Origin of the sequence: Ruminococcus sp. NATIVEDY160 (assembly GCF_045819885.1) — a bacterium.
In the GTDB taxonomy this organism is placed as follows: Bacteria; Bacillota; Clostridia; order Oscillospirales; family Acutalibacteraceae; genus Ruminococcoides.
This window is the reverse complement of record NZ_CP162391.1, coordinates 1,006,056-1,021,088: the sequence shown is the minus strand read 5'-3', so window position 1 is coordinate 1,021,088 and position 15,033 is coordinate 1,006,056. Positions and strand designations below refer to the sequence as shown.

16 protein-coding genes and 1 other RNA gene are annotated in these 15,033 nt (G+C 50.1%); 3 read left to right on the top strand and 14 right to left on the bottom strand.

Going from position 1 to position 15,033, the window contains the following annotated elements; genetic code table 11:
* Positions 1 to 11 precede the first annotated feature (11 nt).
* From spoIIR to AB1I49_RS04975, 7 genes are all read right to left on the bottom strand, one after another.
* A complete protein-coding gene (gene spoIIR, locus AB1I49_RS05005) occupies positions 12 to 608 on the bottom strand; it encodes a stage II sporulation protein R (protein ID WP_316611920.1) in 597 nt (198 codons plus the stop codon).
* A 47-nt stretch (positions 609 to 655) separates the two neighbouring features.
* Positions 656 to 1,525 (bottom strand): 4-(cytidine 5'-diphospho)-2-C-methyl-D-erythritol kinase, encoded by an 870-nt coding sequence (gene ispE / locus AB1I49_RS05000; RefSeq protein WP_407721548.1) that lies wholly within the window; start codon positions 1,523 to 1,525, stop codon positions 656 to 658.
* The gene (locus AB1I49_RS04995; protein ID WP_316611918.1) at positions 1,515 to 2,693 is read right to left on the bottom strand and encodes a pyridoxal phosphate-dependent aminotransferase; all 1,179 of its coding nucleotides are present in this window, start codon (positions 2,691 to 2,693) and stop codon (positions 1,515 to 1,517) included. Before AB1I49_RS04995 ends, ispE begins: the two co-directional genes overlap by 11 nt.
* A complete protein-coding gene (locus AB1I49_RS04990) occupies positions 2,693 to 3,178 on the bottom strand; it encodes an Lrp/AsnC family transcriptional regulator (RefSeq protein ID WP_407721547.1) in 486 nt (161 codons plus the stop codon). Before AB1I49_RS04990 ends, AB1I49_RS04995 begins: the two co-directional genes overlap by 1 nt.
* Before the next feature lie 14 nt (positions 3,179 to 3,192).
* Positions 3,193 to 3,675: an LURP-one-related family protein gene (locus AB1I49_RS04985; RefSeq protein WP_316610621.1), complete on the bottom strand. Its 483-nt coding sequence runs from the start codon at positions 3,673 to 3,675 to the stop codon at positions 3,193 to 3,195.
* A 246-nt stretch (positions 3,676 to 3,921) separates the two neighbouring features.
* Entirely contained in the window at positions 3,922 to 5,400 is a 1,479-nt protein-coding gene (locus tag AB1I49_RS04980; protein WP_407721546.1) for an O-antigen ligase family protein, read from the bottom strand.
* Between the two features lie 14 nt (positions 5,401 to 5,414).
* Positions 5,415 to 6,095 (bottom strand): sugar transferase, encoded by a 681-nt coding sequence (locus tag AB1I49_RS04975; RefSeq protein ID WP_316611915.1) that lies wholly within the window; start codon positions 6,093 to 6,095, stop codon positions 5,415 to 5,417.
* Between the two features lie 377 nt (positions 6,096 to 6,472).
* Between AB1I49_RS04975 and ssrS the strand changes: the two genes are divergently transcribed.
* The 3 genes from ssrS to AB1I49_RS04960 all read left to right on the top strand — a co-directional run bounded on the left by ssrS (position 6,473) and on the right by AB1I49_RS04960 (position 9,484).
* Positions 6,473 to 6,662: non-coding RNA, 6S RNA (ssrS, locus tag AB1I49_RS04970), on the top strand.
* 47 nt (positions 6,663 to 6,709) lie between these two features.
* The gene (locus tag AB1I49_RS04965) at positions 6,710 to 7,678 is read left to right on the top strand and encodes an NAD(P)H-dependent glycerol-3-phosphate dehydrogenase (RefSeq protein WP_316610618.1); all 969 of its coding nucleotides are present in this window, start codon (positions 6,710 to 6,712) and stop codon (positions 7,676 to 7,678) included.
* Positions 7,679 to 9,484 carry an ArnT family glycosyltransferase gene (locus AB1I49_RS04960; RefSeq protein ID WP_407721545.1) on the top strand — a complete coding sequence of 602 codons (1,806 nt, stop codon included), beginning with the start codon at positions 7,679 to 7,681 and terminating at the stop codon, positions 9,482 to 9,484.
* Between the two features lie 25 nt (positions 9,485 to 9,509).
* Here AB1I49_RS04960 and AB1I49_RS04955 read toward each other — a convergent pair whose 3' ends face one another.
* From AB1I49_RS04955 to AB1I49_RS04925, 7 genes are all read right to left on the bottom strand, one after another.
* Positions 9,510 to 9,995 carry a S24/S26 family peptidase gene (locus tag AB1I49_RS04955; RefSeq protein ID WP_316610999.1) on the bottom strand — a complete coding sequence of 162 codons (486 nt, stop codon included), beginning with the start codon at positions 9,993 to 9,995 and terminating at the stop codon, positions 9,510 to 9,512.
* Positions 9,988 to 10,251 (bottom strand): PqqD family protein, encoded by a 264-nt coding sequence (locus tag AB1I49_RS04950; RefSeq protein ID WP_407721544.1) that lies wholly within the window; start codon positions 10,249 to 10,251, stop codon positions 9,988 to 9,990. Before AB1I49_RS04950 ends, AB1I49_RS04955 begins: the two co-directional genes overlap by 8 nt.
* Before the next feature lie 85 nt (positions 10,252 to 10,336).
* The gene (gene groL / locus AB1I49_RS04945; protein ID WP_407721543.1) at positions 10,337 to 11,962 is read right to left on the bottom strand and encodes a chaperonin GroEL; all 1,626 of its coding nucleotides are present in this window, start codon (positions 11,960 to 11,962) and stop codon (positions 10,337 to 10,339) included.
* A gap of 18 nt (positions 11,963 to 11,980) precedes the next feature.
* Positions 11,981 to 12,265 (bottom strand): co-chaperone GroES, encoded by a 285-nt coding sequence (groES, locus tag AB1I49_RS04940; protein ID WP_216523128.1) that lies wholly within the window; start codon positions 12,263 to 12,265, stop codon positions 11,981 to 11,983.
* A 345-nt stretch (positions 12,266 to 12,610) separates the two neighbouring features.
* Positions 12,611 to 13,039 (bottom strand): ACT domain-containing protein, encoded by a 429-nt coding sequence (locus tag AB1I49_RS04935; RefSeq protein WP_316610235.1) that lies wholly within the window; start codon positions 13,037 to 13,039, stop codon positions 12,611 to 12,613.
* A 26-nt stretch (positions 13,040 to 13,065) separates the two neighbouring features.
* A complete protein-coding gene (locus tag AB1I49_RS04930) occupies positions 13,066 to 14,373 on the bottom strand; it encodes a phenylacetate--CoA ligase family protein (protein ID WP_407721542.1) in 1,308 nt (435 codons plus the stop codon).
* Between the two features lie 86 nt (positions 14,374 to 14,459).
* Complete coding sequence (locus AB1I49_RS04925) at positions 14,460 to 15,032, bottom strand: indolepyruvate oxidoreductase subunit beta (RefSeq protein WP_316610230.1); 573 nt, start codon at positions 15,030 to 15,032, stop codon at positions 14,460 to 14,462.
* Position 15,033: the final 1 nt, after the last annotated feature.

The following is a 15,033-nucleotide window of genomic DNA, read 5'->3' as shown; positions in this document are numbered from 1 at the left end:
TTTCTTTGGGTTTATCTGAACAAGGCTTGGAGCTGTTCAAACAGCTCTACAATCTTGAATTTATATTCGGGCTGTTCATTTGTTACAATCTGGTATTCACCGTCGGTGTAAACCTGTTTTGCTCTGTCCTCGCGCTCAGTCGCCGACGACAGACAAATCGACGGGTACATCACGCACCACCAGTTATGTCCCTCAGCCTTTCCGAGCGAGATCCTCAGCGCGTCGTACATACCAGACGGCAAAGTGTAGTTCCCGTAATAGCGCGTGGTAAAGTACATTCGCGTGACCTCTGCCTTCACGGGATAATCAAAGCCGTTTTCGAGAACCTCGGCGTAGGCTGTGTCAGCTATAGCTTGCAGATTGTCACGGACGGCATTTTCCGCGGAGGTCTTGTCTTGGGCATTTTTGAACAATTCCTCGGTGTACTCCAGAACCCTGTCGCGAACCTTTAGCTTTAACGACTGGTCGGCGTCAGAGTCGGAATTCGCGAGGATATGAAGTCGGAAGGTGTCATCTGAGATACATTGACAGTCCGCGTGAAAAGGAATCATCGAATATACTACCGTGAATACAAATGATAAGCAGAGCGCCTTGATAAATAATTTCATAATAAAAACCTGTCCTTTCAAAGTGAGTATGGACAGGTTTTGTTTCTTTAATCAACCGCGCAGCCGATTTTTACGGGCTTGCACAGGAATGTTTCGGGGTATTTCTCTTTGAGCTGCTCATAGCATTTCTTAGCCCTGCCGGAGGTAGTGAAGATTGCGAACACCGCAGAGCCTGAGCCGCTCATGCCCGCGCCTCTCGCCTTGCAGGAGAGCATGACGCGCTTGATTTCGTTCACCTCGGGGATTTGCAGGGCAAGCTCGAAGTCGTTGAATATCGTCGTGGAGATCATGAACATATCCCTGCTGTAGAGCGCCTTGACCATCTCGTCGGTGTAGGACGGGTGCGGCGAGAGTGCGTCGACCTTGCTGTATGCTTCTGCGGTGGACACGCTGACGGTGTCGGGCTTGCAGATGACGATATCCGAACAGCGGAAGGTCGGGAGCTTCTTTATCGTAGTACCCGTTCCCGTGCAGAGCTTTGTGCCGCCCTCGATGCAAAACGGTACGTCAGCGCCTACCTTCTCGCCTATCGCGCGCATTTCATCGGACTTGAGCATAGTAGAAAACATCGCGTTCAGTCCCATTATCACCGCAGCGCCGTCACTGCTGCCGCCCGCAAGTCCCGCCTGTGTGGGAATCGTCTTGTTGATATCGATATGAACGCCCTTGACGTCCATTTTGCAGTAGTCAAAGAAGCAGTAAGCCGCCTTCGCGCAGATATTGCTGTCATCGCACGGCACACCCTCGTAGTTGCAGGAAATCGTCACCTTGCCGCTGTCGTTGTCGGTGATGGTGATAACGTCGTACAAGTCAACCGCCTGCATTACGGTAGAAATATTGTGGTAGCCGTCGGGACGCTTGCCCAGAACCTCAAGGGTGAGGTTGATTTTCGCGGGAGCCTTGACCTTAATTTCCATTTTTAAGTTCCTCGATAAACTCACGGATCCTCTGGAGCGCGATTTTGAGGTGCTTTAGAGAATAGGAATATGATACTCTGACAAATCCGTCGCCGCACTCACCAAAGGCTGTGCCCGGTACAACCGCGACGTGCTTTTCCATGATAAGGCGCGTGCAGAACTCGTCGGAGCTGAGTCCCGTCGACTTGATGCACGGGAATACATAGAACGCTCCGAGCGGTTCAAAGCAGGTTAGTCCCATATCGTTGAAGGAATCGACAACAAGACGGCGGCGCATATCGTACTCGTCGCGCATGCGGTCTACATCTCTGTCGCCGTTTTTCAGCGCTTCGATCGCCGCATACTGGGCTGTGGTCGGTGCGGACATAATGCCGTACTGGTGGAGCTTTGTCATCTGGGCGATAATCTCGTCGGGTCCGAGCGCGTAACCCAGACGCCAGCCTGTCATGGCGTAGGATTTTGAGAAGCCGTTGATCACTATCGTGCGCTCATACATTCCGTCGATTGACGCGATCGAAACGTGATCACGTCCGCCGTAGGTGAGCTCTGAGTAAATCTCGTCGGAAAGGACGAAGATATCCTTCTCGATACACACCTTGGCGATCTCCTCGAGGTCGTGCTTTTCCATGATAGCGCCCGTCGGATTGTTCGGGAACGGCAGCACAAGCAGCTTTGTCTTGTCGGTGATCGCTGCGCGCAGGTCGTCTGCCTTCAGGCGGAAATTGTCCTCGTTCTTTGTGTTGATGATAACAGGCACACCGCCTGCCATTACGGTCAGCGGCTCGTAGCATACAAACGACGGCTGCGGGATAATTACCTCGTCGCCGCGCTCGATCATGGTTCGGAAGCAGAGGTCTATAGCCTCGCTGCCGCCGACGGTAACAAGGGTCTGTGTGGTCGGAGAATATGTAATGCCGAAACGCCTTTTGTAGTAGCCTGAGATTTCCTTGAGCAGATCGGCAAAGCCGCGGTTCGGAGAGTACCATGTCTTGCCCTTCTCAAGGCTGCGGATACCCTCGTCGCGGATATGCCACGGAGTCTGGAAATCAGGCTCGCCGATGCTCAGGGAAATTACGTCCTGCATTTCGTTGGCAATGTCAAAGAACTTGCGGATTCCCGACGGGCTGACCGACCGGATACCGCTGTTCATATATTTTGAATATTCCATCAGAGAATTAAACTCCTCTCGTCAGCCTGAGCGTCCTCATTGAAAACATTCATGCCTCTGTCCTTGTAGCGGCGCATGATGAAGTGAGTGCCTGTGGAGATAACTCCGTCGATCGTGGAGAGCTTCTTCGCGATGAACATGCCGATGTCCTGCATGGTCTCGCCGCGAACAATAAGCGCGAAGTCATATACACCTGCCATAAGATAAACTGACTCGACCTCCTCAAAAGCCATGCACATCTTAGCCATCTCGTCAAAGCCTGTCTCCTTCTTAGGGGTTACCTTCAGCTCAATGAGAGCCTCGACAAAGCTGTCCTCGATACCTTCCCAGTTGACGACAGCCTGATAGCCCTTGATGATGCCCTGATTCTCGTATTCCTTGATCTGAGCCTTGATATAGTCCTCGGGCTCGCCGAGCATAGCGGCGATTTCGCCCGTTGTGAATTGCGAATTTGTGCTTAAAAGCTGTAAAAGTTTATCCATCATTTTTACCTCCCGTATTATACAGCCTGCAGCGCAGGACTGTCGATTGTGTTGATAAGGTTCGAGCATACCGACGCGGCGACGCAGAACAGCTCATTTCCGCTGCCGGGTATATTAATCTCACAGTAGTCGGCGTGATTCCTGTGCTCGCAAATCAGCGTCTTGTCGACGTCGATGATGCTGAAATTCTTCGCGGCAAACTCTCCGACTATGTGCCAGTTGCTTCCGTAGAAATACGCCGAAATGCCCTTTGTGGTCGGAACGGTCACGAGAGTGACGTGCTTTCTGCCGAAACGCAGCACATACGTCATTGTGCCGACAAGCGGTATCCGCCTGATTCTGGCGGCTTCATTCCCCGTGGTGTCTGTTATGACGAGCTTGAACTTCGTCATCAGACCCGACGTCGGAGTCGACACAAAGTATTTTTCCGCGCCTAAAGCGTCAGACACAGTGAAGCATCTGTTGCCCGCGGAAACGTCTCTTCTCAAATATAGCGTCATACTATCACCGTCAGAAAAAAATAACCATAGGCATTTTGATACACCTATGGTTATTATACATCAGTTTTGTGAATTATACAAGTAGTTTTATACTGATTCCTGATAAGGAGCAGGCTTAGATTTGCGGGAATATTTTTCGCCAGACGAGGCGAAGGACGCCGCAAGGCTGGCGCCTTGCAAGGACGACAACGAAGTATAGCGGAAAACAGACCGCAAAGTTTGTCTGCTTTTTATCAGGTTTCAGTATTATAGCATTGTTCTGCGAATTCGTTTCTGGTGGAAAAGATACTGGGTTTCGATCAGGTGCTCGTATTTCGCGACGTAGCAGCTCGTGTAGCCCATCATCAGCCAGAACCACATGACCATGAAGGATATGTCATACAGCAGAGCCTTTTCAAACAGCGCGTAGACAAGATACGCTCCGAGAAAAGCGAACAGGCACGGATATATCTCTGTTCGGACGGTTTTTCGCCGCAGGAACAGGTGCTGAGCGGCATGCTTTGCAAAACGGAAGCCGAATGTGCCGAACAGCAGCGCACCAAGAACGCCTGTTGAAACGATAATAGTCAGGTAGCCGTTATGCAGGTCGTTATTGTGATAGCTGTATTTCAGCGTGCCGTTCAGGTATTCCTCGCTGTAAAAGACTATGTTTCCGTTAGCAATGCCGATGATCGGCGAAATCTTGAACAAATCAAACGACTCGCGCCACAGCTTGAACCTGCCGCTGTCGATGTTGGTATTTTCATGGTCGAAGGTAACAGCGCCTTTCTTTTCCTCGGGAGATGAATCGCCGTCCGTTATGTCGTGAATGATCTCTTCCTCGTCAAAGAGAACGTCGACAAGCGCGTTTGTCTTTGCCGTTACCGCGGCAAAGCCCGCCTTGAATACCGTACGGAATATCATCGACGAGCCGACAAATACCGCCGATACGAGAAGCAGAGTGATTATTTTTATGAACACCTTTGAAGGCGTCAGCCCTTCGCGCGTATCGAAGAATATGTACGCGAGGTAAACGACGGCATAGCCCAGAGCCAGCACAAACGAGGCATTTGAGTCACAGAGAATCAGCGCGAACAGGTTGACGATCATACAGGAATAGAGAAATACCCTGCCGAAGCCGCGCGCCTTAACCTCACCGCGCAGGCTGTTTTTGCTGAACATATGGCACAGCACGATCGTTACGACGGACACGAAGCCGAGAAGGTTAGGGTTGACAAACAAGCCTGTAAAACGGTTCTCGTAAATCGGGAAATATACCCAGTGAAGATCGTAGAAATTCCAGTTGAACGAAATGCCGAACAGCAGGCAGAAGAATCCGATAAGGTTGAACAGCGTTGTGCATACGATAATCACGCGTCCGATTATAAAAAGCTCTTCCTTAAAGTCAAGATCGGGCTCGGTGTGCATTCCGTAAAAAAGGAAAAAGCATATCATGACGTGCAGAAACATCAGCACGCTGAATAGAATCGTAAATGAAAAGTTTATAAGCACCGAAATAAGCGAAAACGCGAGAAACGCGCCTATCCAAATGCCGAATCGCAGCTTGAAGAAGGTGTTGTAGCGTTTCTGGTTCAGATATACCAGACGCAGTCCCCAGCAAAACAGAAAAACAAGGAATATATACGCGGGTATCTGCAGGAATGACACCATGCAGAAAAATAAATCAATTATATACAGCGTTCTGAACAGGGACGAATCGCTTAGCTTGGTTTTAAAGGCTGACATGGTTCACCTCTGAATCAGGAAAATACCTCTTTGACGGTTTTGAACATGAGCTTGACATCTGAGCCAAAGCTGAAATGCTCGGTGTATTCCAGATTGTATTTCATTTTCTCGGGGAGAATGGTTTCAACATATACCTTGTCCGCGTCCTCGGTCGACGCGAGCAGCTTCTCCTCGTCCTTGTACATAATTGAAGCGAGCGAAGTGATTCCCGCGGGAAGCAAAAGCGTGGCATAGTACTTATCTTCATACATGTCGACGTATTTAGGAACCTCGGGGCGTGTTCCGACAACCGTCATGCTTCCCGAAAGAACATTGAACACCTGAGGCAGCTCGTCAAGGCGGTACTTGCGCAGCTTTCTGCCAATGCGCGTAACACGGGAGTCGCTGTCGGTCGTTACCATTGTGCCGAGGCTCTCGGCGTTTACGACCATGGTGCGGAATTTGAATATCTTAAAACGCCTGCCGTACTTCGTCACTCTCTCCTGTCTGAACATGACAGGGCCTTTGGAATCGCACTTGACCGCGATGGCGATAACGGCAATTGGAATGATCAAAAATATCAGCAGTATCACGGAAACAAACAGGTCGAACGCTCTCTTGAAAATTACGGACGCCTGCTTTTTGCTGAGAATATCGTAATATTGCCTGACCTCGTCGTTCTGAAACTCCTCGGGCAGCTTATCAAATGCTTTCATAATAAACCCCTGTAATCATAAAAGTATATTGTCCCGATTAGATTATAACCCCGACGGCGGCAAAACACAATAAAAGTATCAAAAGTTTCACTAATTATTTCTGAAACGTAAAAACCGACGGTTGCGTTCCGTCGGTTTTTAGGTAATTTTATGGAGTAATCAAGCACATAGAAAGGAAGTCACAATTTATTTAACATGTATAATATATCATATCAGTTGTGAAATGTCAATACTTTTTTTGAAAAAAGTTAGTTATATATATATTTATTTTTAAATTGTAATAACTCTTGACTTCAAGCCTAAAACCATGTAAAATATAGATAAAGAAAGAAAGTTATATAAACCGCTTTCCTTCATATAATATTTTTGGGTTGGTACATTGCCTGCCCGATGCGTGAATGATTTACAAATAACCCTACAACACTTAAATCGGGAGCCCTACTCTTTGCGTGGTGTGCAGACCTCCCACTTTTTGGAAGAAGGGAGCCTGAAGCACAAAGGTGGGCACCCACCTGTTCTATTCGTAGGCAGGTTATTATTTAAATCATACGGTCGGGCGGGTTTTTTTATGCCCAAAACCGATTGACATTTTTTACATACAGGAGCATGATATTATGAAAGTTTCAGTTTTAGGATGCGGTCGCTGGGGCAGCTGCATCGCATGGTATCTTGACAAAATCGGACACGACGTTATCAGCAGCGGTCTTGAAAACGCCCCTGAGTTCATCAGACTCAGGGATACGCACAAGAACGACTATCTCAGCTTTCCCGAGTCGATCAAAATGACGAGCGACCTTAAAACCGCTGTGGATCACGCTGAGGTAATTGTCATCTCCATCTCTTCCCAGCACCTCAGATCATATATGACGGATATCGCAAAAAACAACCTCGACGGCAAAACCATCGTTCTGTGCATGAAGGGCGTTGAGGTTACAACGGGCAAGCGTCTGAGCCAGGTCGTCGGCGACTTTGTTGACGAGAGCAAGACTCCCATCGCCGTATGGGTCGGCCCCGGACACCCTCAGGACTATGTGCGCGGAATCCCTAACTGCATGGTCATCGACAGCATGAACCAGGAGGTCAAGAAGAAGCTTGTCAGCGAATTCAACAGCGATCTTATACGCTTCTATCTCGGCACCGACCTCATCGGCAGCGAGATCGGCGCGGCGGCAAAGAACGTCATCGGCATCGCCGCGGGTATTCTTGACGGACTGAACTACACCTCTCTCAAGGGCGCGCTCATGGCGAGAGGCACCCGCGAAATTGCAAGACTTATCGCGGCGCTCGGCGGCAACGAGTTCTCCGCTTACGGTCTGTGCCACCTCGGCGATTACGAGGCTACCCTATTTTCACCGTGGAGCCACAACAGACGCTTCGGCGAGGATCTTGTAAAGGGCGTAAAATTCGAAAAGCTCGCAGAGGGCGTTATGACCTCAAAGGCTCTCTACCTGCTAGGTCAGGAATACCATGTTGACCTTCCTATTGTAGAGAGCGTTTACAACGTGCTCTTTGAGGGCGCTGACATTGAGGACTGTATCAGAAAGCTTTTCGAGCGCTCTGTGAAAAAGGAGTTTAACATCTAAATGACAGAAATAGAAACAGAAACTATATCGGGAGCAGGATTAAGCGGCGCCAACCCTCAGCCGGACACGATAGCCGATAAGAAAAAACAAAGCAAAATCGAGCTTGCGGTCGTAAATATCATCTGTCTGCTCATATTCATGGCATTCGGCTACATCGCAATAATGAGCTTCTTTCAGACAAGTGTTTTCGATCCTGCCGACTTCTATAACGAGAAAGTCATATTTGAAGCTGACAACATCTTTCTGAACGTTCTGTTTACAGTGATCTTTATCGCGATTTTATTCTGGCTGCGGCGGTTCTGCGACTTCTTTGCAAAGGTCAACATAAAACTGATAGAAGCCGCGCTCGCCGTGTGGACGGTCATTCTGGGGCTTGTGTGGGTTTTCTCGGTCACATCAATGCCCGCGGCGGACAGCCTTAATATTTTTGAAGCGGCGACAAAGGCCGCAAAAAACGACTTTTCTCCGCTGTTCAACAACACCGATTTTTATCAGGCTGATTATTTCAACGGACATTCATACTTCAACTTCTACCCCTTCCAGCTCGGCTTTGTACTCTTCTCGGAGATCATTTACAGGATTTTCGGAACCGACAGCTCAATCCCCGTTCAGGTTCTGAACGTGCTTTTCCTCGCTTCCACGTATTTCGCGCTCGCCAAGATCACAAGGCTCTTGTTTAAGAAAAGAAGTATTGAGTTCATAGCGATCATTCTCCTCGCGGCGTGTTTGCAGCCGATAATGATGTGCACATTCGTATACGGAAACGTTCTCGGTATGTCATTGGGAATCTGGGCGTCATTCTTCCTGATCAAGTATTTCAAAACGAACAGATATGTCTGGCTTATCCCGTCGGGACTGCTGCTGACACTCTCAATTGTTGTAAAGTACAACTGCCTGATTCTCCTTGCGGCATTTGTTATCATGCTGATCCTTCACACAATCAGGGATAAGAAATGGCAAAGCCTCGCCTTTGCACTCGCTGTCTGCGTTACCTGCATAGGCGTGACTCCGCTTATCATAAAAAGCTACGAGGCTCGCGCCAACACAAAAATCGAGAGCGGCGTTTCTCAGACGATGTATCTCGATCTCGGAATGCAGGAATCCGGTATGGCTCCGGGCTGGTATACAACAACCGCGATTGATGATTACGAGCAAGGCAACTACGACACGGAAGCGGGCAACAAAATCGCGGGCGAGCATATCTCTCAGCGCACGAACGCGTTTAAAACAAATCTGAACTACGCTTTTGAATTCTACAGCAAAAAAATTCTCAGCCAGTGGAACGAGCCAAGCTATGAATGTATCTGGGTAAGCCAGGTAAAGGGTCACTCATTTGAACCAAGCGGACTGGCAAACGGAATTTACGACGGAAGCACCGGACAGCTCCTTCATCTGCACTTTAATTTCTACATGCAGATCGTGTTCCTGCTGTTTGCGCTGGGAATATATATGCTTTTTATCCGCCGGAAGTCAGGCGTTGAGACCGTGCTTTTACCGCTTGTAGTTCTCGGCGCGTTCGGATACCATGTGCTGTTTGAGGCAAAATCGCAGTATTCTGCGACCTACATTCCCCTGCTGCTGCCGACGGCGGCATTCGCACTGGATACAATTCTGTTTTCGGATTACTCAAAGATTAAACAGCTGATTTCGAATATCAACAAAAAGTCAAGCAAAACTGTTGTCGCTGCGAACGAAACCGATGAGGAAACAACCGATGATTTCACCGAAGCGGTAACGGAAGGAACAGCCGCGGAACCATCTGAGAAAAAAGCCGCGGAAAACGAACAGACAAACGAACAGATATAAACAAAGGGACTGCCGCTGCAGTCCCTTATTCTTTGTCTTTTTGGCTGTCATTTTTCTTGAACAGGCGCGACGCCTTGCTCTTTCCGAACGAATAGGTGTGACGGAACGGCCGCGTGTAGTACCAGAAATTGACATACACACGGTACAGAAATGAATTTGCGGAATACGTCTTGCCCTTGCGGTAAAAGCCCGTCATTACCGCGATGATCTGGTCGTCGCGGATCCCCTTTTCCCTTGCGAACTGATTGTCGCCGCACATGACGTAAGACCCGTCGCGGCAAAAATCTATAACGCGGTGCAGCACGTACTGCCCGTTATCCCTGCGGTAAAGAGGTACGTCAAACAGATGCAGCCTTTTTCCCTCGGTGCCCTTGAGCACAACAACGTCCTCGCCGTCGCGCAGCATCGGCAGCATACTTGTTCCGTTCGGAGTGAAGGTCACGGTTCCGCCCGCCTTTAGCTTCTCGGAGATGATCGCTATCACCTCGTCGAGCTGAACCTCTTTATTCAAGGACATCAGCATCCTTTGCTTTCTGAATGAATTTATCTACATCAGCCGCCGCCTTCTCGGGAGAAACGTCGTATTCGGCAAGAAGGTTTTCTATCAGCTCTTCCCTGCTTGTACCCTTCTGCATTTTCTCAAAAAGAACCGCTCCTGTTTCGTTGAGGGTAATGATACCGTTGAAATCAAGCGTCAGCTTGTTAACGGGAACGACAACATATGAATCCGCAACCTTGCGGAGTACAAAATCTTCTTTTATTTTCATAATTACACCACCTAACAGTGACATTATAATACATGGGCGAAAAAAAATCAAGGGTACAAAGCGTACCCTTGACGTTTATTCATTATTAATACATGCCGCCCATGTCGGGTGCTGCGGGTGCGGGAGGTGTGGGCTCCTTGATATCCGCAACAAGGCTCTCTGTGGTGAGAACCATGGAAGCGACTGACGAAGCATTCTCAAGCGCGCTTCTGGTAACCTTTGTAGGATCAACGATACCCGCGGCAACCATGTCTGTGTACTCCTCTGTGAGAGCGTTGAAGCCGTAGCCGACCTTGTTCTCTCTCTTGACGTTCTCGGCGATCACGCTGCCCTCAAGACCCGCGTTCGCGGCGATCTGACGGAGCGGCTCCTCAAGAGCCTTGAGAACGATCTTAGCGCCTGTCTTAGCGTCGCCCTCGAGTGTGTCAACAAACTCAGCGACAGCGGGGATAGCGTTCATGCAAGCGATACCGCCGCCTGCTACGATGCCTTCCTCAACGGCAGCCTTTGTAGCGGCGAGAGCGTCCTCGATGCGGAGCTTCTTTTCCTTCATCTCGATCTCTGTTGCAGCGCCGACCTTGATAACGGCTACGCCGCCCGCGAGCTTTGCAAGACGCTCCTGGAGCTTCTCACGGTCGAAGTCGGAGGTTGTGGTCTCGATCTGCTGACGGATCTGAGCAACTCTGCCCTTGATAGCATCCTTGTCGCCTGCACCATCAACGATGATGGTGTTCTCCTTCTCAATCTTGACCTGACGGGCTGTACCGAGCTGGTCAACAGTTGTGTCCTTGAGCTCAAGACCGAGGTCAGAGGTGATCACTGTGCCGCCTGTGAGGGTAGCGATATCCTGGAGCATCTCCTTGCGTCTGTCGCCAAAGCCCGGAGCCTTGACAGCAACAACGGTGAAGGTGCCGCGGAGCTTGTTGAGTACGAGAGTTGTGAGAGCCTCACCCTCAACGTCCTCGGCGATGATAAGGAGCTTTCTTCCTGACTGTACGATAGCCTCCAGAATCGGGAGAATCTCCTGGGTTGTCGAGATCTTCTTGTCTGTAATGAGAATCAGAGGATTGTCGAGCTCGGCAACCATCTTGTCGGTGTCTGTTACCATGTAGGGAGCAATGTAGCCTCTGTCGAACATCATGCCCTCTACGACCTCGCTGTAGGTCTCGGCAGTCTTGCTCTCCTCGACGGTGATAACGCCGTCGGTGGTTACCTTCTCCATAGCCTCGGCAATAAGCTTGCCGATGAACTCGTCCTGTGAGGAAACGGTAGCGACACGAGCGATGTCGTCTGTGCCGGAAACCTGCTGGCTGTTCTTGATGACAGCCTGAACAGCTACGTTAACTGCGTCCGCGATACCCTTCTTGAGTACCATGGGGTTAGCGCCGGCGGTAACGTTCTTCATGCCCTCGCGAATGAGAGCCTGAGCGAGAAGTGTGGCAGTCGTTGTACCGTCGCCGGCAACGTCGTTTGTCTTGATGGAAACTTCCTTTACGAGCTGAGCGCCCATGTTCTCAAAGGGATCGTCGAGCTCGATTTCCTTGGCGATAGTTACGCCGTCGTTTGTGATAAGGGGCGCGCCGTACTTCTTGTCGAGAACGACGTTTCTGCCCTTGGGTCCGAGTGTGATCTTAACTGTGTCCGCAAGCTGGTCGATGCCCTTCATCAGAGCCTTTCTTGCGTCTTCACCGTATGCAATCTGCTTAGCCATAATCATATACCTCCTGAATTATTCAACCTTGGCGAGAATGTCGGACTGGCTGACGATGGTGTATTCCTCACCGTCGAGCTTGACCATGGTGCCCGCGTACTTGGACGCGATTACCTTGTCGCCTTCTTTTACGTACATTTCAACTTCCTTGCCGTCAACAACGCCGCCGGGGCCTACCGCGACAACTGTGGCAAACTGCGGCTTCTCCTGAGCCGCTGAGGAAAGGATAATACCGCTCTTGGTCTTTTCCTCCGCTTCCTCAACCTTAAGTACTACTCTGTCAAGTAAGGGTTTAATAGTCATAAAAAAATAGCCTCCTATTTTTAATATATAAAGTTATTAGCACTCTCATTTCCTGAGTGCTAATACTATTGTATACCATTTTTCGGAAATGTCAAGGGGTTTTCTTGACTTTGTTTGACTTTTTTTCAAAACAGTGAAAAACAAGGGTATTTTAAATTATATGCGCGCGGCTTTCCTGATAGAACAAAACACTCCCCGGCAGTTCGGGGAGTGAATCTTTTAGTTGTTTTCTTTAGGTCTTGCGATCTCTACGCAGAAGCCTTTGTGTCCGCAGGACGGGGTCAGAATACGGCGCTTGTCATAGTACCGGACGGTTCTGACTGCCATACCGCCGAAACGCGCTTTTCAGATGTCCTTGATGTCGTCCTCACAGAGTGTGGGAATGTTGTGCGCTTTAAGAACCTCCTCAGCCTTCTGAGCGTCGTCTACGCGGATAACAACGTACGCGCCGAAATCCTCGGAGGCTGTGAAGGCGTAGATATATTCGATATTGACCTCAGCCTGCGCGAGAAAATCAAGCACATAGCAGAGTGCGCCTACCCTGTCCTCGAGCTTTGCGGCGATGACGGTGGTTGTGTTGATGATAGACTCCTTGCTGAGAACCTCGATTGTCTTGGGTGTGTCGGAGGTGATCAGGCGGAGAATGCCGAAGTCCTTTGTCTCGGCAATGCTCAGAGCGCGGATATTAAGTCCCGAGTCAGCAATCATCTTGAGGGTTTCATGCAGCTTGCCCGGGCGGTTTTCTACAAAAACGGAAACTTGTCGGATTGCCATAATTGTTCCTTTCTCCGATAACGGGATCAGTCGTGCAGCTTGCGCTTGTCAATAACGCGGACAGCCTTGCCTTCGCTGCGGGTGATTGACTTAGGCGGCACAAGGTGGATTTTCGGGCCGATGCCCAGCATGGTGCGCATCGCGGATTCGAGCTTCTTTTCCTTGGCGAGGTTCTCGGAAACGATATCCGAGAAGAACTCGGGCTTGAGCTCGACGTTGATATCAAAGGTATCGCTGTTGTTCTTGCGGTCGATGATGATCTGATAGTTGGGTGTGTAGCCCTGATTGAGCAGAACGGTTTCGATCTGGCTCGGGAATACGTTTACACCGCGGATAATCATCATATCGTCGCTTCTTCCCATGGGCTTGCACATTCTGACGTGAGTTCTGCCGCAGGAGCACTTCTCGCGGGTCAGCACACAGATATCGCGTGTTCTGTAACGGAGAAGCGGAAAGGCTTCCTTGTCGAGAGCGGTGAATACGAGCTCGCCCTTTGAGCCCTCGGGAAGAGCCTCGCCCGTATCGGGATCGATGATCTCGGCATAGAAGTGGTCCTCGTTGATGTGCATTCCGCGCTGTTCCTCACACTCGAAGGAAACGCCGGGACCGCTGATTTCGGTCAGACCGTAAATATCGTAAGCCTTGATGCCGAGGCTCTCCTCGATATTGCGTCTCATTTCCTCCGTCCACGGCTCCGCGCCGAAGATACCTGCCTTGAGCTTGTTGTCCTCGGGCTTGTAGCCCATCTCGGCGAGGGTCTCACCGATGTACGCAGCGTATGAGGGTGTGCAGCAGAGGATAGTGGAGCCTAAGTCCATCATGAACTGGATCTGGCGCTCGGTGTTGCCCGACGACATGGGAAGTGTCAGACAGCCGACTCTGTGTGAGCCGCCGTGAAGTCCCGCGCCGCCCGTAAACAGGCCGTAGCCGTAGCAAACCTGGCACACATCGTCCTCTGTGCCGCCGACGGCGACGATGGCTCTGGCGGTGCACTCCTCCCAGATGTCGATATCATTCTGGGTGTAGAAGGCTACAACGCGCTTTCCCGTGGTTCCTGAGGTCGACTGAATGCGGACGCAGTTCTTGAGGTCTGTCGCAAGCAGACCGTAGGGATAAGCCTCGCGAAGGTCTGCCTTTGAGAGGAACGGCAGCTTCTTGATGTCGTCTACGGATTTGATATCCTCGGGCTTTACGCCCTTCTTGTCCATGAGGTCGCGGTAATACGGTACATTCTCGTATACGTGCTTGACCTGCTTCACAATTTTTTCATTCTGAATTCTCAGAATTTCCTCGCGGGAGGCGGTTTCGATTTCGGGCTGGTAATACTTGCCCATTGGCGGTCACTCCTTTGTTTTATTATTCCTAATATAAACCCATTATATTAAATGCACTGCCGCGGTTTCCCGTTCGCGGCTCCGCCTTAATAGTTATAACCCAACTCAAAAGCCTTGAGATTTACGTCTACAAACTGCGGCTTTACGGTTTTCTTTATCATTTCGATCCACTTCTCTTTTTCGATGTGGAAGTACTTTGCAAGTCTGCCCATGAGCACGATGTTTACGCTCTTGGCGTTGCCTGCCTGCTGTGCCAGTGAAAGCGCGTCGATCTCGTCGACAAACACGCCCTTTTCCTTGAGCTCGTCGAGGACGTTCTCGGGATACTCAGCGGCGCCGGTGATTACGGGCATCGGGTCGATCATCTGTGAGTTTACGATGATCTTGCCGTCCTTGCGGAGATTCTCAACGTAGCGCGCAGCCTCGATTTTCTCGAACGAAATGATGTAATCCGCCTCGCCCTTGGCGATAACGGGAGAATATACATTGTCGCCGAAACGGACGTATGTAACGACGGAACCGCCGCGCTGGCTCATACCGTGAACCTCGCTGACCTTTACGTCGTAGCCCTCCGCGACAAGCAGAGCGCCTAAGAGCTTACTTGCGAGGAGACTTCCCTGACCGCCTACACCGACGATCATTACATTCTTTGTTTCCATT